At 68.3% G+C, this 26,004-nt stretch carries 26 protein-coding genes; 8 read left to right on the top strand and 18 right to left on the bottom strand.

Translation table 11 applies throughout. The features are described from left to right. Nucleotides 1-143: 143 nt before the first annotated feature. Nucleotides 144-1,724, top strand: coding sequence for a serine/threonine-protein kinase (locus tag ABD830_RS25775; RefSeq protein ID WP_344992214.1), 1,581 nt, complete (start codon nucleotides 144-146; stop codon nucleotides 1,722-1,724). Between the two features lie 5 nt (nucleotides 1,725-1,729). On the opposite strand, the gene ABD830_RS25770 is transcribed toward ABD830_RS25775, so the two are convergent. From ABD830_RS25770 to ABD830_RS25755, 4 genes are read right to left on the bottom strand one after another with little or no spacing between them, the layout of a single operon-like run. Continuing rightward, a complete protein-coding gene (locus tag ABD830_RS25770; RefSeq protein ID WP_344992212.1) occupies nucleotides 1,730-3,376 on the bottom strand; it encodes an acetolactate synthase in 1,647 nt (548 codons plus the stop codon). A 49-nt stretch (nucleotides 3,377-3,425) separates the two neighbouring features. After that, complete coding sequence (locus tag ABD830_RS25765) at nucleotides 3,426-4,199, bottom strand: DUF4097 family beta strand repeat-containing protein (RefSeq protein WP_344992209.1); 774 nt, start codon at nucleotides 4,197-4,199, stop codon at nucleotides 3,426-3,428. Further along, nucleotides 4,196-4,852, bottom strand: coding sequence for a response regulator (locus tag ABD830_RS25760; protein WP_344992206.1), 657 nt, complete (start codon nucleotides 4,850-4,852; stop codon nucleotides 4,196-4,198). The genes ABD830_RS25765 and ABD830_RS25760 overlap by 4 nt, the downstream gene beginning before the upstream one ends. After that, entirely contained in the window at nucleotides 4,843-6,006 is a 1,164-nt protein-coding gene (locus ABD830_RS25755) for a sensor histidine kinase (RefSeq protein WP_344992204.1), read from the bottom strand. The genes ABD830_RS25760 and ABD830_RS25755 overlap by 10 nt, the downstream gene beginning before the upstream one ends. Before the next feature lie 149 nt (nucleotides 6,007-6,155). Between ABD830_RS25755 and ABD830_RS25750 the strand changes: the two genes are divergently transcribed. Beyond that, nucleotides 6,156-6,725 carry a hypothetical protein gene (locus ABD830_RS25750; protein WP_344992201.1) on the top strand — a complete coding sequence of 190 codons (570 nt, stop codon included), beginning with the start codon at nucleotides 6,156-6,158 and terminating at the stop codon, nucleotides 6,723-6,725. Between the two features lie 435 nt (nucleotides 6,726-7,160). Here the strand turns inward: ABD830_RS25750 and ABD830_RS25745 are convergent, their stop codons facing one another. Further along, the gene (locus ABD830_RS25745) at nucleotides 7,161-7,652 is read right to left on the bottom strand and encodes a hypothetical protein (protein ID WP_344992198.1); all 492 of its coding nucleotides are present in this window, start codon (nucleotides 7,650-7,652) and stop codon (nucleotides 7,161-7,163) included. 12 nt (nucleotides 7,653-7,664) lie between these two features. Then, nucleotides 7,665-11,447 carry a DNRLRE domain-containing protein gene (locus ABD830_RS25740; RefSeq protein ID WP_344992195.1) on the bottom strand — a complete coding sequence of 1,261 codons (3,783 nt, stop codon included), beginning with the start codon at nucleotides 11,445-11,447 and terminating at the stop codon, nucleotides 7,665-7,667. A gap of 648 nt (nucleotides 11,448-12,095) precedes the next feature. On the opposite strand from ABD830_RS25740, the gene ABD830_RS25735 reads away from it, so the two are divergent. Beyond that, on the top strand, nucleotides 12,096-12,851 hold the full coding sequence (locus tag ABD830_RS25735) for an RNA-dependent RNA polymerase family protein (RefSeq protein ID WP_344992192.1): 756 nt from the start codon (nucleotides 12,096-12,098) through the stop codon (nucleotides 12,849-12,851). Here the strand turns inward: ABD830_RS25735 and bioD are convergent. Beyond that, nucleotides 12,807-13,517, bottom strand: coding sequence for a dethiobiotin synthase (gene bioD / locus ABD830_RS25730; protein WP_344992189.1), 711 nt, complete (start codon nucleotides 13,515-13,517; stop codon nucleotides 12,807-12,809). The genes ABD830_RS25735 and bioD overlap by 45 nt on opposite strands. A gap of 326 nt (nucleotides 13,518-13,843) precedes the next feature. Next, nucleotides 13,844-14,026 carry a hypothetical protein gene (locus ABD830_RS25725; protein WP_344992186.1) on the bottom strand — a complete coding sequence of 61 codons (183 nt, stop codon included), beginning with the start codon at nucleotides 14,024-14,026 and terminating at the stop codon, nucleotides 13,844-13,846. A 166-nt stretch (nucleotides 14,027-14,192) separates the two neighbouring features. Here ABD830_RS25725 and ABD830_RS25720 point away from each other — a divergent pair, with 166 nt between their 5' ends. Beyond that, on the top strand, nucleotides 14,193-14,444 hold the full coding sequence (locus ABD830_RS25720; RefSeq protein ID WP_344992183.1) for a GntR family transcriptional regulator: 252 nt from the start codon (nucleotides 14,193-14,195) through the stop codon (nucleotides 14,442-14,444). A 162-nt stretch (nucleotides 14,445-14,606) separates the two neighbouring features. Here ABD830_RS25720 and ABD830_RS25715 read toward each other — a convergent pair whose 3' ends face one another. Continuing rightward, nucleotides 14,607-15,326, bottom strand: a complete 720-nt coding sequence (locus ABD830_RS25715) for a GntR family transcriptional regulator (protein ID WP_344992180.1) — start codon at nucleotides 15,324-15,326, stop codon at nucleotides 14,607-14,609. A gap of 481 nt (nucleotides 15,327-15,807) precedes the next feature. Here ABD830_RS25715 and ABD830_RS25710 point away from each other — a divergent pair, with 481 nt between their 5' ends. Next, nucleotides 15,808-17,277 (top strand): histidine kinase N-terminal domain-containing protein, encoded by a 1,470-nt coding sequence (locus tag ABD830_RS25710; protein ID WP_344992177.1) that lies wholly within the window; start codon nucleotides 15,808-15,810, stop codon nucleotides 17,275-17,277. A 92-nt stretch (nucleotides 17,278-17,369) separates the two neighbouring features. Here ABD830_RS25710 and ABD830_RS25705 read toward each other — a convergent pair whose 3' ends face one another. Beyond that, on the bottom strand, nucleotides 17,370-17,624 hold the full coding sequence (locus ABD830_RS25705) for a WhiB family transcriptional regulator (RefSeq protein WP_344992174.1): 255 nt from the start codon (nucleotides 17,622-17,624) through the stop codon (nucleotides 17,370-17,372). 273 nt (nucleotides 17,625-17,897) lie between these two features. Further along, nucleotides 17,898-18,860: a diacylglycerol/lipid kinase family protein gene (locus tag ABD830_RS25700; protein WP_344992172.1), complete on the bottom strand. Its 963-nt coding sequence runs from the start codon at nucleotides 18,858-18,860 to the stop codon at nucleotides 17,898-17,900. An 88-nt stretch (nucleotides 18,861-18,948) separates the two neighbouring features. On the opposite strand from ABD830_RS25700, the gene ABD830_RS25695 reads away from it, so the two are divergent. Further along, nucleotides 18,949-19,332 (top strand): hypothetical protein, encoded by a 384-nt coding sequence (locus tag ABD830_RS25695; RefSeq protein WP_344992169.1) that lies wholly within the window; start codon nucleotides 18,949-18,951, stop codon nucleotides 19,330-19,332. Here the strand turns inward: ABD830_RS25695 and ABD830_RS25690 are convergent. The 3 genes from ABD830_RS25690 to sodN form a co-directional block, all read right to left on the bottom strand. Continuing rightward, on the bottom strand, nucleotides 19,329-20,108 hold the full coding sequence (locus tag ABD830_RS25690; protein WP_176573444.1) for an RNA polymerase sigma factor SigF: 780 nt from the start codon (nucleotides 20,106-20,108) through the stop codon (nucleotides 19,329-19,331). The two genes, ABD830_RS25695 and ABD830_RS25690, sit on opposite strands and share 4 nt — an antisense overlap. Nucleotides 20,109-20,125: 17 nt before the next feature. Continuing rightward, entirely contained in the window at nucleotides 20,126-20,572 is a 447-nt protein-coding gene (locus ABD830_RS25685; RefSeq protein WP_344992166.1) for an ATP-binding protein, read from the bottom strand. Between the two features lie 127 nt (nucleotides 20,573-20,699). Continuing rightward, a complete protein-coding gene (gene sodN / locus ABD830_RS25680; protein ID WP_344992164.1) occupies nucleotides 20,700-21,101 on the bottom strand; it encodes a superoxide dismutase, Ni in 402 nt (133 codons plus the stop codon). Nucleotides 21,102-21,252: 151 nt separating this feature from the next. On the opposite strand from sodN, the gene ABD830_RS25675 reads away from it, so the two are divergent. Beyond that, nucleotides 21,253-21,570, top strand: a complete 318-nt coding sequence (locus tag ABD830_RS25675) for a S24 family peptidase (RefSeq protein WP_378520850.1) — start codon at nucleotides 21,253-21,255, stop codon at nucleotides 21,568-21,570. A 1-nt stretch (nucleotide 21,571) separates the two neighbouring features. Here ABD830_RS25675 and ABD830_RS25670 read toward each other — a convergent pair whose 3' ends face one another. From ABD830_RS25670 to ABD830_RS25655, 4 genes are all read right to left on the bottom strand, one after another. Continuing rightward, nucleotides 21,572-21,997 carry a CGNR zinc finger domain-containing protein gene (locus ABD830_RS25670; protein ID WP_344992159.1) on the bottom strand — a complete coding sequence of 142 codons (426 nt, stop codon included), beginning with the start codon at nucleotides 21,995-21,997 and terminating at the stop codon, nucleotides 21,572-21,574. Between the two features lie 74 nt (nucleotides 21,998-22,071). Beyond that, nucleotides 22,072-22,815: an amino acid ABC transporter ATP-binding protein gene (locus ABD830_RS25665; protein ID WP_344992156.1), complete on the bottom strand. Its 744-nt coding sequence runs from the start codon at nucleotides 22,813-22,815 to the stop codon at nucleotides 22,072-22,074. Continuing rightward, on the bottom strand, nucleotides 22,812-23,639 hold the full coding sequence (locus ABD830_RS25660) for an amino acid ABC transporter permease (RefSeq protein WP_344992153.1): 828 nt from the start codon (nucleotides 23,637-23,639) through the stop codon (nucleotides 22,812-22,814). Before ABD830_RS25660 ends, ABD830_RS25665 begins: the two co-directional genes overlap by 4 nt. A gap of 3 nt (nucleotides 23,640-23,642) precedes the next feature. Then, nucleotides 23,643-24,500 (bottom strand): ABC transporter substrate-binding protein, encoded by an 858-nt coding sequence (locus ABD830_RS25655; protein ID WP_344992151.1) that lies wholly within the window; start codon nucleotides 24,498-24,500, stop codon nucleotides 23,643-23,645. A gap of 260 nt (nucleotides 24,501-24,760) precedes the next feature. Between ABD830_RS25655 and ABD830_RS25650 the strand changes: the two genes are divergently transcribed. Beyond that, the gene (locus ABD830_RS25650; protein WP_378520851.1) at nucleotides 24,761-25,969 is read left to right on the top strand and encodes an NAD(P)-dependent malic enzyme; all 1,209 of its coding nucleotides are present in this window, start codon (nucleotides 24,761-24,763) and stop codon (nucleotides 25,967-25,969) included. Nucleotides 25,970-26,004: the final 35 nt, after the last annotated feature.

The following is a 26,004-nucleotide window of genomic DNA, read 5'->3' as shown; positions in this document are numbered from 1 at the left end:
ACTTGAGTGGCATGTGGGACAGCTGAGTCGTACACTCTCTGAGTTCCGTGACCACTGTGTGACCTGAACGCGACGAAAGTTCGCTTTGTTGGAGAGCCGCGGGGTGCGAGAGGTTACAGGTGTAGGGGGGTAACGGGGGAGTCATGGTGGCCCAAGGGACGACGCTGGCGGGGCGATATCGGCTGGATACCCGCATCGGCGCCGGTGGCATGGGCGAGGTGTGGCGGGGCGAGGACGTCGTCCTCGCGCGCACCGTCGCTGTCAAGGTGCTGCTTCCCGGCCGTACGCAGGACCCCGGCTTCGTCGCTCGCTTTCAGGGGGAAGCGCGGGCGATGGCCACGATCAACCACGCCGGAGTCGTCGACGTCTACGACTACGGCGTCAGCGGCGACACCGTCTACCTGGTGATGAAGTTCGTCGACGGCGAGCCGCTCGACCGGCTGCTGGCCAGGCTGGGCCGGATCCCGCCGCAGGCGGCCATGGAGCTGATCGCGCAGGCGGCGTCGGCGTTGCAGGCCGTCCATGACCAGGGGATCGTGCACCGCGACGTCAAGCCGGGCAACCTGCTGGTGCAGCGCGACGGCACGCTGGTGCTGACCGACTTCGGCATCGCCCGCTCCGACCTGGCCAACCGGCTCACCGATGCCGGCATGGTGCTCGGCACCGCCGCCTACTGTGCTCCGGAGCAGGCCGAGGGCGCCCCTGTCACGCCCGCGGTCGACATTTACGCGCTCGGTGTGGTCGCGTACGAGTGCCTGGTGGGGCAGCGGCCGTTCGACGGCGACAGCGCGGTCACGATCGCGCTCAAGCACATCCGCGAGGCGCCGCCCCCGCTGCCCGCCGAGATCCCTCCGGCGGTTCGCACGCTGGTCGAGGTCGCCCTGTCCAAGGACCCGGCCAGGCGCTACCCGACGGCCAGGGCGATGAGCGAGGCGGCCAAGGCCATCGCGAGCGGGCAGACACCCGCGGCCCCCGAACCTGTCCTCACCACCGGGGCCGCGATGGCGGCGCCGGTGGAGGCGTACCAGACGGGGGCGCATCAGGCACGTCCCCAGGACGAGACCACGACGGTGGCCGACCGGCGCGGGGGCAGCCGCCGGGCGGCCAAGGCCCCGCGCAGGACCGGGCTGATCGCGGGCATCGCCGCCGCGGTGGTGCTCGGCGCGGGCGCCACGGCGATCGCGCTGACCGGCATCACCAATCCCGCGCCGTCGACGAACACCGCCTCCCCGGCGTCCGACGACTCGACGAACATCGCCAAACCGTCGACCAAGCCGCCCAGGCGAACCAAGACAGCGACGGCCGAGCCGACGACGCCGGATCCCAAGCCCACCACCTCCAGGCCGACAGTGCGGGTCACGGAGAAGGCAGAGGAGCCGAAGGAGACGCCCAGCACCACGCCGCCCGCCACCAAGACTCCGACCAAGACCCCGAAGTCAAGCAGCAGTCCCTCGCCGAGCGTCAAGCAGGTCGTCATGCCGCCGGTGGTCGGGAAGGGCTTCCTGCAGGGGCAGGAGATGGTCCTGGCCGCAGGCTTCGAGAACGTGATCCCGGATGACAGGACCTCGACCTCGAACGGCATGCGCTGCGGCAGGATCACGCAGACCGTGCCGAACGCGGGGACGGCGTGGCCGGTGACCAAGGAGGTCAAACTGGTGGTCGTGGACGGCGTCTGCCCGGAGGACACCAGCCCGACCCCCAGCCCCACCGGCACACCGAAGTAGGAGCGTCACACCCCCGTCGTGTTGCGGGGGTAGGCGATCTGCGGGTCGGTCGCGATGTTCACCATGTACGGGATGCCCGAGTCGAACGCCCTGCGCAGCGCCGGCCCGATCTCCGACGGCTTGGTGACCAGCTCGCCGCCTCCGCCCAGCGCGGTCACGACCTGGTCGTAACGGCACTGCGGCTGGAGCTCGGCGGCCACGTCGTAGCCGTACAGGAGCTGCATGGGGTGCTTCTCCAGGCCCCACATGCCGTTGTTGCCGCAGATCATGACGACGGGCAGCCTGTGGCGTACGAGGGTGTCGACGTCCATGAGCGAGAAGCCGGCGGCGCCGTCGCCCAGCAGCAGCACCACCTGCGAGGACGGCCTGGCCACGCGGGCGGCGATGGAGTAGCCGAGCCCGGTGCCGAGGCAGCCGTACGGGCCCGGGTCGAGCCAGTTGCCCGGCTGCTTCGGCTCGACGTACTTGCCCGCGTAGGAGACGAAGTCGCCGCCGTCGCCGATCACCACCGCGTCGTCGGCCAGGACCTTGCCCAGCTCGCCGTACACGCGCATGGGGTGGATCGGGTCGGAGTCGGAGGCCAGCAGCTCGGCGTCGCCCGCGACGGCCGCAGCCGCCGCGTCGCCCAGCTTCGACACCCAGGAGGCGTACGCGTCGGGCTTGACCCCCGCGTCGCCGCACGCGGTGCCGAGGCTCCAGAGGACCACTGAGAGGTCACCCGCGGCGGACGCGGCGGGCGTCATGTGGGTGGCCAGCTGCGAGGGCGCGTCGGCGATGTGCACGACGCGGGCCAGTGGGGCGCCGTCCTTGCCGCCGAACCAGCCGTAGCCCAGGCGGAAGTCGAGCGGGGTGCCGACCACGATGACCAGGTCGGCCTGCGCGAAGGCGAGGCCGCGGGCCCGCGTGACGAGCAGCTCGTGGCCCGCGGGCAGGATGCCGCGGCCCTGGCCGTTGGGGATGACCGGCAGCCGCCACGTCTCGGCGAAGTCGCGCGCGGCCTCTTCGGCCCGGTCCATCCACACGTCGGAGCCGTACACCAGCACGGGCCGCTCGGCCTCGGCCAGCAGGCGCGCGATGGCGGCCAGGTCGTCGGGGTCGGGCTCGAGCGGTGAGGGCGTCTGCGTCCGCACCTCGTGCGGCAGGGACGGCGCGAACAGGTGGTCCATGTAGAAGTCGAGGAAGACCGGGCCGCGGTGGGGCGCGACCGCCGTGCGGAAGGCCAGCTCGACGTCCTGGCCGACGGACTCGGCGTCGGTCGCCGTGAACGCCAGTTTGGTGATCGGCTTGAGCAGCGGCGGGTGGTCCATCTCCTGGAGCGCGCCGCTGCCCCAGCGCGACTGGGGCGCCCGGCCGCCCATGACCACGACGGGGGAGCCGTTGAAGTGGGCGGTCGCGACGCCGCTGACGCCGTTGGTGATGCCAGGACCCGCGGTCAGCACGGCCATCCCCGGCCTCCTGGTCAGCCTGGCCGTCGCCTCGGCGGCGAAGACCGCGCTCTGCTCATGGCGTACGTCGAGGATGCGCATGTCCTCGTGCACCGCGCCGTCGTAGAGCGGGAAGACGTGACCTCCGGAGAGGGTGAACATGGTCTCGACGCCATAGGCCTTGGACACGGCGACGGCGGCGTCACCGGCGTGCTTCGCAGACTCCATGCCCGGAACTTACCTTCCAGCCGGCGGAGTAAACAGATCTTAAGGATCTTCATCGGCAGCAGACGGACACGATGCCGCTCGGCGCTCTCGCCACGATCTTCCGCGACGACCCGGCGCTCCGCTCGACGTCCACGTCGGTGTCGACGCCGTCAGCCGTCACCTGGTAGGTGGCCGGGGGCACGGTGACGTCGACGTTGCCCGCCGTTCTGACGACTGCGTTGACGGCCGTGGGCGCGTTGACGAACAACAGGTTCACCTCCCCCGCGCCGACCTCCACGTCGGCCCGGTCACTGTCGATCCTGTTGGCGCGCACGTTGCCCGTGCCCGTCCTCGCCCAGAGGGAGCCGGAGATGCCGTCGACCCGGACGCTGCCGGACACGGAGCTGAGCCGCAGGTTGCCGAAGACCTCGTTGACGACGAGCTCGCCGGTGGTCGTACTGGCCTCGATGTCGGTCTCCGGCGGCACGAACACCACGTAGTCGGCCTGGCAGACGGCGCCGCCCGGGTCGTCGGAACAGGCCGCGTCGAGTCGGAGGGTGCCGGAGCGGGCGTCCCAGTTCTCGGTGGCGGCCGGCCGGTCACTCGACCACCGCAGCGACCTTTCGATCAGCAATGTGCCGGCCATGCCGGGCAGGACCATCAGACTCACCTGGCGGCCCTTGCCCACCTTGATCCGCACGTTCTTGGCCTTGAGGGTGATGGACTTCTGCGAGGTCTCCGTCGGCATCCTGGCCCTGGCGAACCCGCGCCAGAGCAGCATGCTGGAGATCAGCAGCGCGATGGCGGTCGCCACGGCGCCCGCCGTCAGCCAGGCCGCTCTCACGGCAGGCTCCGGATCTTGAGGAACTGCAGCACGGCCAGCACGCGCCGGTGGTCGCCCTCGGCGGGCGAGAGGTCGAGCTTGGTGAAGATGTTGCCGATGTGCTTGCCCACCGCCCCCTCGCTGAGCACCAGGGCCTGGCCGATGCCGGCGTTGGAGCGGCCCTCCGCCATCAGCTTGAGCACCTCGTGCTCCCTGGGCGTCAGCCGTTCGAGCGGGTCGCTGTTGCCGCGCAGCAGGAGCTGGGCCACCACCTCCGGATCGAGCGCGGTGCCGCCCGCGGCCACCCTGCGCAGGGCGTCGATGAACTCCGACACATCCGCGATCCGGTCCTTGAGCAGGTAACCGACTCCGCCCGTCGCGGCGGAGGCGAGGAGCTGGGCGGCGTAGCGCTCCTCGACGTACTGCGAGAGCACCAGGACCGCCAGCCCCGGCTGCTGGCGGCGCAGCACGAGTGCGGCCCGCAGGCCCTCGTCGGTGTGCGTGGGCGGCATCCGGACGTCCGTGATGACCAGCTCGGGCTTGTGCTCCTCCGCCGCCCGCAGCAGCCCCTCGGCCTCGTCCACGGCCGCCACCACCTGCATGCCCGAGGCGTCCAGGAGCCGGATCAGCCCTTCGCGCAGCAGCACGGAGTCCTCGGCCAGCACTACTCGCACGGCAGCTCCACCTCGATCGTCGTCGGGCCGCCCAGCGGGCTGGACAGCCGGAGCGTCCCGTCCACCGAGTGGATCCGCTGGGCCAGGCCGCGCAGGCCCGTGCCGCCGTCCAGCCGGGCGCCGCCGCAGCCGTCGTCGTAGACGAGCAGGTGCAGGCGGTCGCCCACGCGCCGCACGCTCAGCTCGGCCTTGGTGGCCGCGGCGTGCTTGGCGATGTTGGTCAGTGCTTCGGACACGATGAAGAACGCCACCGCCTCGATAGTCGGACTGGTACGCCGTTCGATGTCGACGTGGAGTTTCACGGGGAACGGGGCGCGGGCGGCCACCCCGGACAGCGCCGCGTCCAGGCCCTGGTCGTTCAGCACGGCCGGATGCAGGCCGCGGACGAAGTCACGCAGCTCCTTGAGCGCCTGCTTGGCCTCCTCGTGGGCCTGCGCGATGGCCTCGCGGGCGGGCTCGGGCAGGTCGGTGAGGGTGGCCCTGGCCAGGCCGAGGTTCATGGCGAGGGAGACGAGCCGCTGCTGGGCGCCGTCGTGCAGGTCACGTTCGATCCTGCGCCGCTCGGCGTCCGCGGCGTCGATCACGCCCGCCCGGCTCTCGGTCAGAGTCTCGATCCGCTGGCCCAGCTCGGAACGGCTCGGGCCGAGCAGCGTACGCGCCACCGACAGGTCCAGCGCCGCCATGCCGCGCGCCAGCACCGGCGCGAGCAGCAGCAGCGCGAGCCCGACCGCCACGTACAGCGCGATGACCCTGCCGTCTCTGAGATTGAACTCCTCGAACTCCAGCGGCGGCTTCTGCAGCTCCCGCGGCAGGAAGGACAGCAGCCCCACGATCGCCCCTCCCCACGCCAGCGCCACCAGGACCGCCGCCGCGAAGCCCACGAACGGCGACAGCAGGTGGTAGCCGATCTGCCGCCACGTGGCCGGGCTGCGCCAGCTGCTCGGCGAGCGCACGGGCGGGATGCGCGAGTCGAGGAACGCCTCGAACCTGGACCGCTGCACCCTGGTGAACCACGGCACGCTCCGCATCAGCAGGGGCGGCCACACGGCCATCACGAGCGTCAGCCCGCCGAGCAGCACGGCGACCGGCAGGCCGATCATCACGTGGGCCGTGTCCAGCCAGGCACGCGCCGACCACGGGCGGGGGACTTTCATGGGCTCAACGGTATTGAGCGGTGGGTGGGACGCGAAATAGGCCTGGTGTGCTGATGAAGGGTGGGGTTTTCCCCACCCTCTCATGGCGAACAAATCCGCTTTTCACCGCATCTCATCGATCGACAGACACGAACCGGGGGAGGTTCACGATGTTCATCCAGACGGGGGTCGCCGTCGCGCTGGCGGCGACGATGATGTCCAGCGGGCTGCCTGACGGCATGCTGTTCATGGAGTCGCACCCGCCGCCCAAGCAGGGGTGGGACACCTTCGAGGTGACCGACTCGAAGGCGCTGCCGCTCCAGCTCAACCCCTGCTTCTACCGCCACCGCCGCGACGGAGGGCGGCTGGAGACGCGGGCGGCGCTCCACTCGAGCGAAGCCGAGAAGAACTACGAGCAGTTGGTGGTCTACAAGGACGTCCGGTACGCCGAGCGCGCGATGCGCCTGCTCCGCGCCGACCTCAGGAGGTGCGCCGACGTCGGCAAGGGCGCGCGCCGCTACCGCTACTTCAGCAAGCCGCTCGGCGTGGGGGACGACGGGCTGCGCGCGGGGGGGCCGCTTCTACGAGGGCGGCGAGCAGGCGGTGGCGGTACGGCGCGGGGCCGCCGTCTACATCGTCGGCGAGACGGCCTGGCCCTCGAAGAGCCTGCCCATCGCCCGGTTCCGCGGCCTGATCGACCAGGCGCAGCGCATGACCGTCAAGATCTGCGAACTGCCTGAGGCGGCCTGCTAGCGGTCAGAGGGCCGGCCGGAAGCCGGCGGCGTCGAACGTGCCGCCCAGCGTGGCGGCCAGCCCCTTACGCGCCACCTCGGGCAGCACGCCATTTAGCGCCCGATGACCACCCTGGCAGGCTCCAGCCTGCGATGGGACGGCGCCTCCAGGGTGAGCGCGGTGTGGTTGACCGTGCCTCGCCCAATCCTGGCCACGACGAGCACCTGCGCGCTTAGGGCCACGAGATCGGCGATGCCCCCCCGTCCTCATCCGCACCGCTCGAGGAGTCATGCCCACTTCGTGTCCAGACTTGCCCAGAGATTGCCCCCAAGCCAACCGCGCAACGTTCCAAACCGAACCCGTCAAATCTGCAACATGCCGGGGCTGTGCCGGGTAAGGCCGATGACCTGCGTGGATGACGTTTATCGGCAGGCGCAGTATTCCTATCCGTTTCCATAATCGATTATCCGCCACCGGTCGGCAGGGGAGTTTCTGCCGACCAGGACGTCGTAACGGCGTTCTCCGGCCGACTCTGGTCCCGCTTCTTCCATCTCGACCGTGTATCGAGTGGGAACGGAGAACACCTGCCGGGCGTAGGGAGAAGTGTCAGCACGGGGTTCGCCCACCCAGGTCAGACCAAGACGGCGGTAGGAGCAGCCGATGCCGTCGCCGCCATGCCTCGCCAGGAAGGAGGGTGCGGCCAGCGCGCGCACGGTGTCGTCGTCCCTGGCCGCCACGGCGTTGAGATATGCCACGACCACCTGTTTCGGACCGGCGTCCAGGGGCGGAACGGCGACAGAGGAACGCTTTTCAGGAAAGAGCTTGCACCGCTCGACCTGTAACGTCGGCAGCATCTCAAACGAGACCGCGACAGTCGCGACTGCCAGAACGACGGCGATCGGTATCCAGATGAATCGCGTCGTTCTGGCAGTCACGGCGAAGTCCTATCAGCGGTTAATGCGGACGGCGTAAACTTTACCGTTCGGGTAGTAGCCCCGCCACCAAGGGCGGCCTTGCTCGAATGAGCGATAGGCGTGGTCACCGCTGTGCTGGGCGTAGAAGACACGACCCTTCGAGTCGATGTTGCTCACGATCGAAAGGTGCCCGTAAGGTGAGTTCGCCTGGCCGGTTCCCCATAGCAGGATGTCTCCTTGCCTGAGGTCCTTCCACGAAGGCACCCACGAAGCGCGCTTCTTGTTAACCATCCAGTAGCGGAACCAGTTGTTCACCGCCGACCACGAATAGGAGGTTCGGAGATTTATGGGTTCCAGGCCTCCGTTCTGCCACCAATAATTGTTGTTCCCTCGCGTGAGGAGAGATGGGAACGGGTGGAAGTCCTTCGGTGCTCCACCGCCCTGGTTGATCGCCCGGGAAACGAAATTTGTGCAATCGTTGTCCGAGAAACGTTCGACCTTGCTCTGAGCGTTGGCGACGGCCCAAAGCTTGATGCCCTTGTGGTTAATGCCAGCCAGATTGGCCTTGGTCGGCTCCTCTTCCGAGGGAGTGGGAGCGCCGGCGCTGTAGTCGGAGAACCCCGCCTCGTCGACAGGCAGGGGCTTCGCCTCGGCCGGAGGCTCGATCGGCGGGCTGCCGGCTGGCTCAGCGGTGAGTTCGCCTACGGGCACGCCCGGGTCGGCAGCGTCCGCGTCCATGGACTGGATGAGCTGCGGCTGGCTGCCGTTGGGGCGGAAGAGATAATCGCGGCGCTCGACGGCCGAGTCGGTCGTGGTCTGGACAGGGGTGTTCCCGGTCGCATCGGCGAACACTGTTTGGACTGTCACCGTGCTGTGCACTGTCACGGCTCCGGTGCCGTCTGCGGCGACCACCGAGTCGGCGAGCGTCACTGTTGAACTCTGCTGACTGAACTTTCTGGCCGCTGCCTGCTTCGCCCACTTGCTGAAGCCCGGCCCGCTCGTGTACGCGGCGGCCCGCAGCAGCGCAGCCTGGGACTTGGTGCTCAGTGCCTGGTCGACTGTGCCGCTCTTGGCCTCGGCAAGCTCGTTGTCCGTCTGGGCGAACTGCCTGACGGCGTCCAAGTACTGCTGGGCGCCGCCTGGCACAGCCTGGGGTATGGCCGTGCTGCTGAGGGCCCATGGACCCGCGCCACGGGAGTTGAGGGCCCGGACCTGGAATCGATAGCCCGCGCCGTTAGTCAGGCCGGTGATGACGGCCTCGGTCTCCGTGACGGTGACCTGCTTGACGACCCGGCTGCCGGTGTCAAGTGCCTGCACATCGTAGCTGTCGACTCCGCTGAGCGTACCCGGATCGCTGGGCGCGAGCCATGTCACCAGCGCTCCGGTATCTCCCGCCCTGACCTTCGGCGTGGAGACAGCACCGGGAGCGCTCGGAGGCAGATATTCGATGACAAGGGAGGTCGGGACGACCGCTCCAGCACCGCCGAACGAGATCATCGGAACCTGGCCGCCGGAGCCGCGGACCACGACTCCATAATTGGTGCTCGGCTGTTGGAGCCAGGCGGTGACCAGGGTGGTCAGATCGATGGTGGGTTGTGAAGCCGAGGCGGGGGAACTGGATTCCGGGTTCAGCGCCTGGCTGAGGCTGACTCCCGTGGCGGCGTCGCCGACGGCCGCGCTGGGGGCGTATGCCACGGCCACGGCGCTCGTGGGGCAGGTCCCCCCTACGCAGGCGGCGGTGCCGAGGTTCAGTACCGCCCGGGTGACTCGAGCGCCCTCGGGAACCGAGCCGAGGTCGGGTCTGATCAGGGAGAGCCTTTCCTCTGAGCCGCTGCCACCTGCCTCGATCGCCTGGCTGGCCGTCAGCGGGCAGGGGCTTCCCGAGCAGGCATCGGGTGCCGTCCGAGCGGACTTCACCACGATGGACGACCTGTCCACGGTAACCGTGGCCGAGCCGGTGGGCGGAGGAGGTGGGCTCGCGGGAACGGTGAACGTGTTGGCCGGACTCTTGTCAGTGCACGCATCCTGGACACATGACTGGAGCCGCCAGGTGTAGGACTTGCCGGCTTGGACCAGGCCGTCGGGCAGTCGCAGGGCGATACGTTGACCTCCCTGGACGGTACCCTCGCCCACGGGGCTTGGTCCGACCGGAGCACCCGCGCTGTCATAGAGGTAGAACCTGCCGGTGACCGCTCCTCTGGACGGTCGCGACAGCAGGCCGTACAGGACAGGGTTGGTCGGGGATGCCAGATCGGCACCCGTGGATACCGGCGGGAACGGCGCGTCATTGCTGATCCGGTAGGCGGGGGTCTGATTGCACACGTTCTGAGCCACGCACGCCTTCACGACGAACTTGAAGCTGTGCGGATTGCCCAGCGTCACGCTCTGCCGTACGGCCTGGCCACTCGCTCCAGTGACAGGAGCGGGCGCGGTGAGCTGACCGGTGGTCTCGCTGATTGCCATCGAGTACTGGATGGCACTTCCGTCGGTGCTGCTGGATGAGTAGGTGAGACCGACCAGACCACTGCGAACGATCGCGTCGGTCTCTTCCATGGAGTCGACGAAGTCGCTGGTGACAGCGGGGATTTCGGGCGGGAGCCCGTAGGTGACGGTCAGTTTGGGTATGCCCGCGCCGCCCCATTCGGCCGAACCAAAAACACGATTGTAATCAGGGCTGGCAGCTGATTCGTCTGTGCCGCGCAGCAGAATTCCGTAATTCGGTGCGCCGCTCGCCCAGGCTTGCGCGATGCCGGACACCTGCCACGTCATGGTCTGGACCTCGCCACATGCGGCAGTGTCTCTGGCCGTTGCCTCTCCGGATGCGGTGGCTGCCGGCTGATTTGCCCACGTCAGGCTCAGTTCGTTCCACTCAGCGGTTATCCGCTGAGCCTTTATGGCGGAGCTTGCATCGCCGCAGCCTGTGGAACTGTGCTGCCGGAGTGCGAGCACTGCGTCCTTGATCCATCGACCAGCCAGCGCAGACGAGTCGAACTTCAGGAACGATCGATCGACGAGGTTCGTGCCTTCGAAAGGATCCTCATAGGCCCCGGCCCAAAGCTGGATATCGCTTGGCTGAGAGTTGCCATAGGCCGTGGAGTTTTCGACCCACGTATCTGCTTGCAAACCAAGGGTGATGGTGGGGTCGATGGTGACAGGGTACTTGGTGGTCGAGTCGCTCAGAAAGCTCTGGTCCGGTTCGATGGCCAGGACGGCGTTGTCGCTGCCCTTCTCGACACTCACCTTCACAGCCGTACGGCGCGCCCCATGTTCAGGGCCAGCATCCCACATCATGGGTCGCTGACCATGGCCGATCTTCCGCCCCTTGCCGTCGGTCAGTTGGAGGATCCCGTCCGGGGTTGTACTCAGATCGAGGCCTTTGGCGGCCAGTGGCAGGCGAAGGCGGAATGTGCCCTTCAGCTTTTCCCTAAGGACGATGTCAAACCGAAAACCGGTCGTAAGCGCCATGACCACCAAATCGGCACCGGGTCCGACAGCGTCAGTGTAGGTCGCGGTCTGTCCCTTGACTACAGGCTTTGGGAGGGGAGTAGGCCAAGCGAGCGCGAGTTGCCCGCCCTTGTCCCCCTTTGTTAATACGGCGAACGGATGAGCCGTGCCACCTGACGAGAACTGGACTGCGGTTGCCGCAGAAGGTGTCCTCTGCCTCAGAACGCCATTCTGCTCGACGAGGGAGTTGTCGATCCAGGCCCATTCGCCGTTAGCCTGCTTCACTCGGGCAGGGCCGGCATAGATGTCGGATGTGAGATGGCCGTCCGGATAGGCCCATGTCCTTCCGGATGAGTTGGCTGCGGTCGCCACCTCTACTGGCTTGCCGTACTTCTTTGCTTCGGTGATTGCAGCGCGAAGCGCCTCATCTGGATCGTCGGGCCGGGGAAAGGTTTTGCCGGTCGGCGCTGATGTTGCAGGGGGGTTGGGGTGGGGTCGGCTTGCGCGGAAGATTCCGGAACGATCGCCATGGTCCCAGCGATCATGCTGTTAAGTGACAGCACAATCATGGCTTGCCGTAGGATCTTCGCGCCGGATAACAGACGGGGGGAGAGCTGCATTGACACTCCGATCAAACAGGAGGTGATACGGCAAGAAAGAGAAGATCTCACAAGATCTGCCCCGTCAAGATCAACGCGGTGTAGCCGCCACGTCACGCCCACCCTCACCTATTCCGCCGGTGGCTCGCCCTATCTGCGTAGACCTCCGAAGCATGGAAAGCGCTCTCTGCTGCATGCCGTGTTGTTTCGACACCGTCGTCGATATAAAGTTGTTATATTAGGAAATATAGCCGCTGATCGCCGGACGTTGTCACCAGGGCAAGATGAAGGGCGGCGCTCGAATCGGGGTGAGATACCTTGGGTTCGAGCCCCGATCGTAGGTTCAGGGCCGTGGCTGCCAGGACGCGACCAGGCCATCTACTCGACGTCCGAGGGCTCCACGGCCAAGCGGGGGTAGATCTTGGATGTGAATCTGGCCGCGGCGTTCGACCGCATCGGCGGCTCCCAGCTGTTCGACGCGATCGAAATCATTCTCCGCCAGGGAATGATCGCCGCGTGGCTGAAGACCGGCGTTGTTCGAGGCAGGCACGAGGTTCGAGCCGACCAGGGAGGGCACAGCCAGGGTGGAGTGAGCTCACCGTGCCTGTTGAACATCGCGTTGCGCGGGCTAGAGGAAGCCGCTGGAGTCCGCTACCACGCCGGCCGCCAGGCGGGGGAACTGCCCGCGGGCTCCCCGACGGCGATTGCGATGCGCGGCTTACGCGGTGAGAACGCGGAGGCGGTCCTGTTCGTGATCCCCCAGATCGTGCGGGTTGGATGGCCTATTGACATGGGATGTGTCCTCCCGGGTGTTCGCCGCCCTGAACCACTACATGTGGCGGCTCACCTACAAATGGGCGTGTCACAGCCACCCAACAAGCCGAAGTTCTGGATCATCGATCGGTACTTCGGGCCGCTCCACGCCTCCAGGACCGACCGGTGGGTGTTCGGCCATCGTGATAGCGATGTCTACCTGCCCGAGTCTCCTGGACGAAGATCGTCCGGCATCAACCCGTTCCGCACCGGGCACGTCCCGATGGCCTCCGACTCCACCTCCTGGATCTCCTCGATAGCGATCCACGAGAGGCCCCTGAACGCTCACGTGCGGAAACCAGGCAAGCCAGGTGGCCCTTCAGCGGGTCGGCCTGAAGCTGGCGGGATCGAACGTGCCGCCTAGCGTGGCGGCCAGCCCTCTGCGTGCCACCTCGGCGAACGCCTCCCTGTCGAGGCTTGCCGCCCCTTCGGGCAGCACTCCGGCCAGCGGCCGGGCGGCCAGCATCTCCAGGTCGCACACGCAACTGCGCTCCACGATCCCGGGCTCGTCCGGCCAGCGCCCGATGACCACCCCGGCAGGCTCCAGCCCCCGATGGGCCAGCGCCTCCAGGGTGAGGGCGGTGTGGTTGACCGTGCCCCGCCCGACCCCGGCCACGACGAGCACCTGCGCGTTCAAGGACCGCGCGAGATCGGCGATGGTCCCGCCGTCCTCGTCGAACCGCTCGAGCAGCCCGCCGGTCCCCTCCACGACCACCAGCCGGTTGCTCTCGGCCAGCTCACGTACGAGCTGGGCGACCCCGGCCAGCGACGCGGGCGGCAACCCGGCGACCCGGGCGGCGGCGGCCGGGGAGAGCGGCTCAGCGAACCGGCACAGCTCGAAGGTGGTGGTGACCCCGGACAGCCGGATCACCTGGTCCACATCCCCGGCCTCACCCGGCGCCACCCCGGTCTGCGCGGGCTTGACCACGGCGACGGAAGACCCGCGCCCCAACGCCAGCGCCGCCAGCGCCGCCGCCACGACGGTCTTGCCCACCGCCGCGTCCGTCCCTGTGACGACGAGAACACTCACGTGACCAGCCTAGACGTGGTGCCCACTCAACTCAGGCTCTTCAGCGAGCCTCGCCACGCAGGATCTGCTCGAAGGTGCGTCTGGCAGTCGCAGTAACGGTCCACGCGGTTTCGTGGACGGTCTGCTTTTCGCGATCGGTACGGCGGACGAAGCCCTGACCGGCGGCGCCACATAGTTCGTACGTCGTCCCGCGGCATTCGCAGGTGTGTGAGACCACGCGGATGCGCGGTGCCCGGCGGGTCGGTTCATACCAGGTCAACCTGAGGTGGCCCGGCAGGGGCGGCTCAACGTGTGGACCGTGGAAGTCGCGGGGTTCGTGCGCCATGTCACCAGGTCCGTCCTTCGAAGACCTCGACGAGGTTCTTGAGCGCGATGTCGACGCGGGTCATAACGAGTTCGCGGATGTGATCGCCGCCCGAGGGTAGCCGGTATCCGTACTTCTCGAGTACGGCCCTGATCTCGGCTGTCAGGCGGGGATCGAAGCGTAGGTCTGTGGTTGTGATAGCCATGGCCGCACCTCCACTGTCCGGTTAAGGGCCCGATCAGCGAGGCCCGCTGATGTGGGCCGGACTTCGAGCTCCGAGGGATGAAAGCATGGTAGCGGCACTAGGCCATGGCTGGCCATGGCCGGGCCTGCCTATCTCGGGATAATCCTGGCCGCCTAGCCTTCCCATCGTGAGAATCGATCCGGATGGGCTGCGAGCGCCCTACCTCCAGCTTGCGGACGCGCTCCGCGCCCGCATCGAGGCAGGCGAAATCCCACCTGGCCGCAAGGTGCCGTCTCAGACGGAATTGGAAGAAGAATCCGGCCTATCCCGGAACACCGTGAAGAAGGCGCTCGACGTACTCAAGAACGAGGGTCTTCTGGTCACTGCACCTGGCCGTGGGCTGTTCGTCGTTGAACGTCGCGACATCGAGCCGGCCTGACGTCGAAGGTCCGCGACCGTCGGAGTTCTCTCTTTGGTCGATATGACGGCAAGGCGCGAGTCGCCTTCCTCCTGCCCGGCCCTACGGCCACGTGGGCCCAGCTGTCCCACAGGCCGCTCCGCCCAGCCACAGGAACAACCCCGTCGGCATGGCCGAGGGGTGCTACGGCCTGCGGAGCCTGGTGACGAACTTGTAGCGGTCGCCGCGGTAGAGCGACTGCGCCCACTCGACGGGGTTGCCGTCGGCGTCGAAGGCGTGGCGGGTCAGGAGGAGCATGGGGAGGCCGACGTCGACGCCGAGGGCCTTGGCGTCGTACGGGGTGGCCAGCACGGTCTCGATGATCTCCTCGGCGTCCGTGAGCCGCACGTTGTAGGCGTTGTGCAGCGTCTCGTACAGCGACGCGTGCACCTCCAGCTCCCGCCGCAGCCGCGGGAAGCGGCGCGCGGACAGGTGGGTGGTGTCGATCGAGACCGGCTCGCCGTTGGCCAGCCGGAGGCGGTGGATGCGCAGCACCCGGCCGCCGGGGTTGATGGCCAGGCGCCTGGCCAGGGCCTCGTCGGCGGTGATGTAGCCGATCTCCAGGATCTTGGTGTCCGGTTCCAGGCCCGCCGTGCGCAGGTCGCCTATGTACGAGGTGAGCTGCAGCACCTGCGCCACCTTCGGCTGCGCCACGAACGTGCCCTTGCCCTGGATGCGCAGCAGCCGGCCCTCCACCACCAGCTCGGTCAGCGCCTGCCTGACCGTGGTGCGCGAGGTCTCGAACCGCACGGCGAGCGTGCGTTCAGGTGGCAGCGCCGTGCCCGGTGACAGCGTCTTGGTGAGCTCGAGCAGGCTGCGTTTGACGTCGTAGTACTTCGGTACTCGGGGGCTGTCGTCTGTCACGCTCTCACCTTCACTTCTGCCACGGCGGTGAGGGCGTGTCTGATCACCGCGAGATCATCGGAACTCACTTCTGCCCGAGCGGTCAACCGCGGGCCGTGGCGGCCGGCCGGCACCGGGTGGGCACGGCGGCTGGCGCGCACGGATCCGGGCAGCTCAGGCTGATTGTGAAGGATATCCACAGCAGCGCGCGCGATAACAACCGAGTCCGATACGTGAGCCGTGTCGCGGTGGAACCACCTGCCCGTGTCGATCACCTCCGTACTGCTCCGTCGGGTAGCCGAACAGGTTCGGCCGTGTGACGGTTCTCACAATATGAGATTCCCGATAGGTCGAGTGGGCTGCACGACGCCTTGTCCGCGCTCACTGTGCGAGTGAACAGGCATGCGGACGTGCTGTGCGGAGTACTGCCCTCGTACGCGGGCGCGCATTCAACCAGGGGGTCGGTTTGGTTGTTGCGGCGGAAAGCACGCATGATGCATCTGTGCCGACTCTCAGCGACCTCGTAGCCCGTCACACCGCCCTTGACGAGGCGGATCTCGACTGGCTGCACTCGCTGGTCTCCGACTGGCAGCTGCTGGCTGACCTGTCCTTCGCCGACCTCATCCTGTGGGCGCCGCTCCTGGGCGGGAGCGGCTGGATCGCGATCGCCCAGATGCGCCCGACCACCGGCCCCACCGTCTATCACGACGACATCGTCGGCAGCGTCGCCGCCAAGGGCGAGCGCTACCTCATCGACACCGCGTGGAACGAGCGCCGGATCTGCCGCGAAGGCGACCCCGACTGGTCCACGGGGGTCCCGGTGCGTGAGGAGACCATCCCCGTGCGGCGGACCGTCGAGGGCGGCGAGGGGCGCTTCCTGGCGGTGATCCAGCGCTCCACGAACCTCTCCTCCGCCCGCACCCCGTCCCGCCTGGAGCTGACCTACCTGCAGAGCGCGTCCGACCTGGCGCAGATGGTGGCCGAGGGCCGCTTCCCGTTCTCGGGCGAGGAGCCGATCCTGGTGCGCTCGCCGCGCGTCGGCGACGGCCTGCTCAGGCTCGACCGGGCCGGGCGCGTCACGTACGCCTCCCCGAACGCCCTGTCCGCCTACCGGCGGCTCGGCCTCCACGCCGACCTGGTCGGCGCCGAGCTGGGCCCGGTCACCGCGGCGCTCTGCTACTCCGACGAGCCGATCAACGAAGATCTGATGATCGTGGCCAGCGGGCGCGCGGCCAAGGAGACCGAGGTCGAGTCGGGCGGCACGATCGTGCAGCTCAGAGCCATCCCGCTGATCGTCGGCGGCGGCCGCATCGGCGCGCTGGTGCTCATCAGGGACGTGACGGAGCTGCGGCGGCGTGAGCGCGAGCTGATGACCAAGGACGCCACCATCCGCGAGATCCACCACCGGGTCAAGAACAACCTGCAGACCGTGGCCGCGCTGCTCCGGCTCCAGGCCAGGCGGCTGCAGGTGCCCGAAGGCAGGGAGGCGCTGGAGGAGGCGGTACGCCGGGTCGGGTCGATCGCGATCGTGCACGAGACGCTGTCCCACGCGCCCGAGGAGTTCGTGGACTTCGACGAGATCGCCGACCGGGTGATCGCGATGACGGGGGAGGTGTCGGCGGCCGAGGCGGCCGTGATGCCGAGGAGGGTCGGCGGGTTCGGCGTGCTGCCTTCGCTCATCGCCACACCGCTGGCCATGGCGCTGACCGAGCTGTTGCAGAACGCGATGCAGCACGGGCGGCCCAAGCGGCTCGAGGTGGTGGTCGAGCCCACGCTCGACCGGCTCAACGTCACGGTCTGGGACGACGGCCGCGGGCTTCCGGCCGGCTTCGACCTCGAGGGCTCCACCAGCCTGGGGCTGCAGATCGTCCGTACGCTGGTCGAAGGCGAACTGTCAGGCCGGCTGAGCATCCAGCCGCGGCTCGAAGGGGGCACGGAGGTCACGCTGTCGATCCCGCTCCCGGCGGCCTGATCTCCCTCTGGGGGCGCGCGCCGGCGGCGGCGCATGAGCGTCTGTCGCGGCTCAGGCGCCGGTGTCAGCCGGCAGTGGCTCGGAGGAGCAGGTCAGGCGGTGAGGCGGGCGCGCTGGCGAGCGGTGCGGCGCTTGAGTGCGCGACGCTCGTCCTCGCTGAGACCGCCCCAGACACCGGCGTCCTGCCCGGACTCCAGCGCCCACTTCAGGCAGGCCTCGACGGCCGAGCAGGACCGGCAGACCTGCTTGGCCTCCTCGATCTGCATGAGTGCCGGGCCGGTGTTGCCGATCGGGAAGAACAGCTCGGGGTCCACGTCACGGCAGGCAGCTCGGTGGCGCCAGTCCATGCGTCCACTCCTTAGTAGATGAAGCCTTTGGTCGGCTCCGTGCGGCTACTACTTTGTGAAGAGTTTCACTAACTCGCGCGAACAATTGCCCGGACCTGCGAGAACCCGGGATTGCCCACTGACGCTCGGAGAACCCTTGGGGTTGTTAAAGGTCCTACGTTCCGACGTCAGTCTTGAGACTGTCAGCCACGCTGTGTGCACGCAAGAGGGTTGGCGGGAAGTTTTGGCTGTTATGGATGTCGGATGCGTCACACAATGACCGATTGTAACCATCTAGACCAAAACTTGTAACGCGTGCGGTGTAGACCGGAATGTCACGGTTTCGCGTTCGCCCAGGTAGTCCCCGTCCAGCTGGAAGGCCACGGGACGGTCCGCGGTCAGTGTGAACTCGGCCTCGTCGTGGAGCTGTACGAGGTGCCGGCCGCTCGGAAGGGCGTCACTCTCCGTGAGAATCTGTCGGACCAATGCCCCGATCGTGGTCAGCCCCATGCGCCGCAGGCCGAGGAGGTCGAGGCCCGTGTCGAAACCGGCCCACGGGGTCGGGTGCACGGGCCTGGTGCCGACGTACGTCCACGGCGAGGTGTTCGAGATGATCGCCATGAACACCCCCTCGACGGTCGGTATCCCGGGGCCGGTCAGCGTCATCGCTGGATGCCGCTTGTCCGTGGCCAGATAGTGCCGTAGAGCGGTGTTCACATATCGTGCGGGTGACGCCTTGCGCCCGGTCCCTCTCAGGCCCTCCACGGCCCGTACAACCTCTGCGTCGTAGCCCATCCCCGAGCAGAAGGTGAAGTAGCGGCTCTGGCCCTCCCACAGGGCCTGGCCCAGGCCCACGGTCTTGCGCCGGCCCTCCCGCAGCGCCTCCAGCACGGCACCCGTGGACTCCACCGGGTCGTTCGGCAGCCCCAGCGCGCGGGCGAACACGTTCGCGCTGCCGCCGGGGATGACGATGAGCGCGGGCCGCCCGGCGCTGGGATCCTCCGATGGGACCTCGTGGCCGTTCACCGGGTTCAGCAGGCCGTTGACGGCCTCGTTGATCGTCCCGTCGCCGCCGAGCACCGCCACCACGTCGTAGCCTTTGGCCCGCGCGGTGGCCGCCAGCGCGGCGGCGTGCCCGCGGTAGCGGGTCTCCTCGACCGACAGCTCCACGGCCGCGCCGAGCGCGCGGATCAGCACGTCACGCGTACGCGCGTTCGTGGTCGTGGCCTTGGGATTCACCAGTAGCATGGCGCGCATATCGCCAGCGTATCCGCTGGCCACGTGCGCCTTATCGGCCGAACGTCCCATTTCTCGGGCCGACGGACCCGAGCGGTAGGGTACGGGCGTGAGCAGTCGTCCGGTCACCCTCGTCGTCGCCGCCGCCATCGTCGCCCTGGAGGGCCTGGTCGCGCTCGGACTCGGGATCTACGTCGGGGTCGAGACCCTCGTCAGCACCCCGGACAACCTCACCACCGCCCTCGCGGAGTCGGCCTTCGGCGTGCTGATCGGGGCGGGGCTGCTCTGGGTGGCGTGGGGCGGGCTGTTCAGGATGGAGCGGTGGGGCAGGTCGCCCGGCGTGCTGGCCCAGATCTTCGTGCTGCCGGTCGCCGTCACGCTGATCCAGTCGGGCCAGCCGCAGCTGGGGATCCCGCTGATCGTGATCGCCGTGGCCGGGCTGGCGACGCTGCTCGCGCCGCCCACCACCCACGCCCTCTACGGGGACGGCTAGTCTTCGGCGGTCAGGCCCTCGCGCAGCTGGGCCAGCGTGCGGGCCAGCAGGCGCGAGACGTGCATCTGCGAGATGCCCAGCTCGGTGGCGATCTGCGACTGCGTCATGTTGCCGAAGAAGCGCAACAGCAGGATGCGCTTCTCGCGTGGCGGCAGCCGCTCGAGCAGCGGTTTGAGCGACTCGCGGTATTCGACGCCCTCGAGCGACTCGTCCACGATGCCGAGCGAGTCGGACACCGCGGGGGCGTCGTCGTCGCCGGAGTCGGGCGCGTCGAGTGACACGGTCGAGTACGCGTTGGCCGACTCGAGGCCCTCGAGCACCTCCTCCTCGGTCATCTTGAGGTAGGAGGCCAGCTCGGCCACGGTCGGCGCGCGGCCCTCGCGCTGCGACAGATCGCTTATCGCCTTGGTCAGCGAGAGCTTCAGCTCCTGCAGACGGCGCGGCACGCGCACCGCCCAGCCCTTGTCGCGGAAATGGCGCTTGATCTCGCCGACGATGGTGGGCGTGGCGTACGTGGAGAACTCGACGCCGCGGTTGAGGTCGAAGCGGTCGATGGACTTGATCAGGCCGATGGTGGCGACCTGGGTCAGGTCGTCGAGCCACTCGCCCCTGTTCCGAAAGCGACGGGCCAGGTATTCGACCAGGGGAAGGTGAAGCTCGACCAGCTCATCTCTGATGCGCTGGCGGCGCGGCTCCTCAGGGCCCAACTCGGCCAACTCGGCGAAGAGCATGCGGGCACGCACCCTGTCGGGCACGGCGTGTTCGCTGGTGGCCATGGCTCCAGTCCTTTCCGTCACGCCGGCCCTGCCGATCTCTGGGCCGCGCCGCGGCGCTTACGCAGGACGATCGCCATTGTGTCGGGGGAGCCCTGGGAAGGCGCCACCGCCTCCACCTCGTCCGCCAGGGCGGTCAGCACCATCCAGGCGAAGTCGTCGCGCTTGGGCGCGGAGCTGCCGACGGTCGCGACCTCGACCCTCACCTGCATCTCCTGCCCGGTCAGCTCGAACTCGGCGGTCAGGTCGGTGCCGGGCACCGCCTCCGTCAGCAGCATGGCGCACGCCTCGTCGACCGCGATCCGCAGATCCTCGATCTCGTCGAGCGTGAAGTCAAGCCGCGCCGCCAGCCCGGCGGTAGCCGTACGCAGCACAGACAGGTAGGCACTTGCGGCGGGGAGCCTGATGCTCACCACGTCGCGGATGCCGGCCACGCCCTCCGCGCGCGTCTCGGTTTCCTCGGTCACGTTCCTCCTCGCGTTTCCGACGCCAACTGCAACTTACCGCCCCTGGGAGGTGCTTGGACGATTCAGACTCGCCATCAACGGAAAAGGCTCTGCGCGGACGCCGCCGCACAGAGCCTTATGTGCCGTTTTAGGCCGCCTTGGTCTCCCAGAAGATCTTGGCGATTTCGTCGATCTTGCCCAGCAGGTCCTCGGCCTTGGCGACGTCGACGGTGCCCTTGGCGCCGGCGGCGCCCGCGAGCTTCGTGGCGTCCCAGAAGAGCTGGTGGAGCTGAGGGTACTGCTCGAGGTGCGGTGGCTTGAAGTAGTCGGTCCACAGCACCCACAGGTGGTGCTTGACCAGCTCGGCGCGCTCCTCCTTGATGGTCAGCGCGCGGGCGCGGAAGACCGGGTCCTCGTTGCCTGCGTACTTCTCCATGATCGCCTTGACCGACTCGGCCTCGATGCGGGCCTGAGCGGGGTCGTAGACCCCACAGGGCAGGTCACAGTGCGCGGAGGCGACCTGCTTGGGTCGTAGCAGTCGTGCGAGCATCAGAAAATCCTTCCTTGATGCTGAATCAGCTTGGTCCACAACCGACCTTACTCGGGTGTGGAACGACCGCGGAGGAGGGGGGATTGCTCGGCGCCCGTGGGTCTTACGCTTGTTCCGCGGCAGGTTCGGGCGGAGACTTCCGTCCGCCGCCGTGCGCGTCCTTGAGGAGATCATGAGAGTGCGTGTCGAGGGCGATTCGATGCGTCCCGCGCTGGTCCCCGGCGACTGGCTCCTGGTACGCAGGAACGCCGCCGTCCGTCCGGGCGACCTCGTGGTGGCCAGGCTCCCCGGCGACCCCGGCCGCCTGATCGTGAAACGGGCACAGTGGCACGGTGCCGACGGCTGGTGGCTGGAGAGCGACAACCAGCGGGCGAGCGGGCGCCGCGACAGCTGGGACTTCGGCCCCGTCCAGGACATCGTGGGACGGGTCGTGCTGCGCTACTGGCCCCTGCTGCGACGAGACCGCTGATTCAGGAGCCGTTCCTCTGCCGGGCGCGGAAGGCGGCCACGTTCGCGCGGCTGGCGCAGCGGGGCGAGCAGTAGCGGCGGGAGCGGTTGGACGAGGTGTCCAGGAACGCCTGCCGGCAGCGCGGCTCCTGGCACCGGCCGAGCCGGTCGACGCCCAGCTCCGCCACCACCGCGGCCAGGCCCATCACGGCGCCGGCGGCGTCCTGCTCGGCCAGGTGGAGGTGCCAGCCCCGGCCGTCGTGGTCGGTGAGCTGGGGGCGTACGGGATAGCGCACCAGCAGGGCGTTCAGCCGCTCGACCGCGGCCTGCTCGTCCTCGGCCGCGTCGAAGACGGCGGCCAGCTCGTCCCGCAGCTCTCTCAGCTCGGGTGGCGGGTCCGGGTCGTTGACCAGGCGGAGCGCCCACTCGGCGTAAGAGGTGAGGTCCATGCCGGAGTATTACACGATCGCCCCCGCCGACGTCCCGCCCGCGCGCCCCGCGCGGGCGGGGCGCGCGGCCGGGCCTACTCCTCCGGGTGAAGGACGCGGCGCAGGAAGGAGCGGGTGCGTTCCTGCTGCGGGTCGCCGATGACCTGCGCGGGAGCGCCGTCCTCGACGATCACGCCGCCGTCCATGAACACCACCCGATCGGCCACCTCACGGGCGAAGCCCATCTCGTGGGTGACCACGAGCATGGTCATGCCCTCCTCCGCCAGCTTCCGCATGACGGTGAGCACGTCGCCCACCAGTTCGGGGTCGAGCGCCGAGGTGGGCTCGTCGAACAGCATCAGGTCCGGGTTCATGGCCAGCGCCCTGGCGATCGCCACGCGCTGCTGCTGACCGCCCGAGAGCTGGCCCGGCAGGGCGTCGCACTTGTCGCCGACGCCCACCTTCTCCAGGTTCTCCCTCGCGACGACCTCGGCTTCCTTCTTGCTCCGCTTCAGCACCCGCTGCTGGGCGATCATGACGTTCTGCAGCGCCGTCATGTGCGGGAAGAGGTTGAACTGCTGGAAGACCATGCCGATGTGCCGCCTGACGGCGTCGATGTCGGCGTCGGGGTCGGTCACCTCGACCCCTCGTACGAACACCGTGCCCTTGGTGGGCTGCTCCAGCAGGTTCACGCAGCGCAGCAGGGTCGACTTGCCCGACCCCGAAGGGCCGATGACGCAGACCACCTGCCCGGTCTCGACCGCCAGGTTGATGCCCTTGAGCACCTCGTTCTGACCGAAGTATTTGTGCAGGTCCCTGACGTCGATCGCGTGCGTCATCGGGCGCTCCCCTTACGTCGCTCAAGCCGGGACGCGAGGTATCCCAGCGGGATCGTGACGATCAGGTACGTCACGCCCGCGACCATGATGGGCGTGGCGTTGGCGTACTGGGAAGCCAGGTCGTTGCCGAACTTGGCCAGCTCGACGTACTCGCCCGAGACACCGAGGAACAGCACCAGCGAGGAGTCCTTGAGCAGGGCCACGAACTGGTTGGTGGTGGGCGGGATGACCATGCGCACGGCCTGGGGGATCACCACGGTGACCTGCGCCCGGGTGGCCGACATACCCAGCGACCTGGCCGCTTCGGTCTGACCCTTCGGCACGGCCTGCAGGCCCGCGCGGAAGACCTCCGCCTGGTACGCCGCCCCGACCAGACCCAGCCCCAGGATGCCCTGTCCGTACGTGCCGAAGGGCACCTGGAAGCCGGGCAGCGCGAGAGGCAGGAACGTGATCATCAGGAAGATCAGCAGCGCGGGGAGCCCGCGGAAGATCTCGATGTAGACGATCGCGATCCACCGGTACGGCCGGACCTGCGAGAGCCGCATGAGCGCGAGCAGCAGCCCCAGCACGAACGAGAAGGCGAACCCCCCGACCGCGTAGATGATCGTGTTGCGCAGCGCGATCGTGAACAGGTCGGGCAGCGCGTGACGCGCGACGTCCGCCTTGGCGAAGTTCTGGGCCAGGCCGCCCCAGTCCGCGTACAGGACCAGGGCGACGAGCGCGACGACCAGGACGACGTACTGGACGCCCCGGCTGATCCGCTGCTTCTTCCGAGGGCTGAGCCTGGCGCGGGCAGGCTCAGCCGTCTTCGGCTGGTCGGCCATGGATCAGCCCAGCTCGCCGGGCTTCTTGCCGAACCACTTCACGTAGATCTTCTCGTAGGTGCCGTCTTGCTTGGCCTTGGCGATCTCTTCATTGATCGTCTTGAGCAGCGCCGGGTCGGCGCCCTTCTTCAGGCCGATGCCGTACTGCTCGCCGGTGTCCAGGCTGCCGATCAGCTCGAACTTCGCGGCGATCTCCGGCTTCTTCAGCCAGGTGAGCACGACCGGGAGGTCCTGCACGATCACGTCGGCCTGCCCGGCCTGCAGAGCCAGCAGCTCCTTGGCCGAGTCGGCGTACTCGGTGGGGTTGAGGCCCTGCTTCTTGACGTAGTCGAGGCCCGTGGTGCTGGCCTGGGCGCCCAGCTTGAGGTTCTTGGCCTTGACGTCCTCGAGCGACTTGGCGCCCGTGCCCTTCTTGGCCAGCAGCGCCTGCGTGGCGTCGAAGTACGGGTCGGAGAAGTCGATGTTCTGCTTGCGCTCGGGAGTGATCGTCATGCCGGCGGCGGCCACGTCGCACTTGCCGGCCGCCATGGCCGCGCCGCTCTTGATGACGGCGAAGTCGATGTCCACGATGTTCTGGGTCACACCCAGCTTCTTCGCGGCGAGATCGACGATGTCCACGTCGAAGCCGACGATCTTGCCGCTGGCGTCCTTGAACTGGAACGGCTCGTACGGGATGTTCGTGCAGACCGTGAGCTTCCCGGGCTGCACCAGCTTGACACCGCCTGCCGCGGAGGCGCTCGCGCTGGTCGTGCTGCCGGAGCTCGAGCCGGAGCCGCCGCCGCACGCGGACAGCGTGAAAGCAGCGATCAAGGCGAGCGCGCCGGCGGCGTAGCCACGGCGGCCCTTGGGACTGAGGGCCATGTACGGCCTCCTCGAAGTGAAATACCACGAAGCTTGCGTTTTGTGCAGTTTAAATGGGGTTTCGCAGCGGTCCGTCATCGGAGATTTAACGATGCGTCAACGGAACGGCGTCGGTGCCGACACCGAGACCATCTCACCATGTGGCACGATAGTGAGACGGGTGACCCCCGTACCCCTCTGAGACGACCGACGAGGGGATCCTGGCAGCTACCGAAGCCAGCCCGCTCGCGCTCGTTCGCCGAAGGTTTCTTCCGCTCCCGATGACTACAGGGGTCGCTGTGGCTGTCACGCCCGCTTCTGCTTCCGTTGAGAAACTCGATCTCGATCCGGCTTTCGCGCTGCACCGCGGCGGCAAGCTGGAGGTCCGCTCGACCGTTCCCGTCCGCGACGCGGACGACCTCTCGCTCGCCTACACGCCCGGCGTGGCCCGCGTCTGCACCGCCATCGCCGAGACGCCCTCGCTGGTCAACGACTACACCTGGGTCTCCAACGTGGTCGCCGTCGTCTCCGACGGCACCGCCGTGCTCGGCCTGGGCGACATCGGCCCCTCCGCCGCCATGCCGGTCATGGAGGGCAAGGCGCTGCTGTTCAAGCAGTTCGCGAACGTCGACGCCGTCCCCATCTGCCTCGACTGCACCGACGTCGACGAGCTCGTCGAGACCGTCGCGCGCCTCGCGCCGTCGTTCGGCGGCATCAACCTGGAGGACATCAGCGCCCCCCGCTGCTTCGAGGTCGAGGACCGGCTGCGTGCGCGGCTCGACATCCCCGTCTTCCACGACGACCAGCACGGCACCGCCATCGTGGCGCTGGCCGCGCTCCAGAACGCCGCCCGCCTGACCGGGCGCTCGCTGGGCGACCTGCGCGCCGTCGTGGCCGGAGCGGGCGCGTCCGGCGTCGCGGTCACCCGCATCCTCCTGGAGGCGGGCATCGGCGACATCGCGGTCTCCGACTCCAAGGGCATGATCTACGAGGGCAGGGAGGGGCTCAACCCCGTCAAGGAGGCCCTCGCCCGCGACACCAACCGCGCGCGTCACACCGGCTCGACGGAGGACGCGCTGGCCGGCGCCGACGTGTTCCTCGGGCTGTCCGGGTCCACCGTCTCCGAGCAGGCCATCGCCTCCATGGCCCCCGACGCCATCGTCTTCGCCCTGTCCAACCCCACGCCCGAGGTCCACCCCGAGGTGGCCGCCAGGCACGTCAAGGTCGTGGCCACCGGGCGCTCCGACTTCCCCAACCAGATCAACAACGTGCTCGCGTTCCCCGGGGTGTTCAGGGGCGCCCTGGACGTGCGTGCCTCCTCCATCACCGAGAACATGAAGGTGGCCGCGGCCGACGCGCTGGCGGGCGTGGTCGGCGACGACCTCTCGCCGACGTATGTCATCCCGAGCCCGTTCGACGAGCGCGTGGCGCCCGCCGTGACGGCCGCCGTCTCGGCCCAGGCCCGGGCCGACGGCGTCGCCCGCCTCTGACCAGCCCATTACGGGGGCCTCTCTGATTTAGTAGG

This window comes from Nonomuraea helvata (assembly GCF_039535785.1).
In the GTDB taxonomy this organism is placed as follows: Bacteria; Actinomycetota; Actinomycetes; order Streptosporangiales; family Streptosporangiaceae; genus Nonomuraea; species Nonomuraea helvata.
This window is presented reverse-complemented; position numbering and strand designations above follow the sequence as displayed.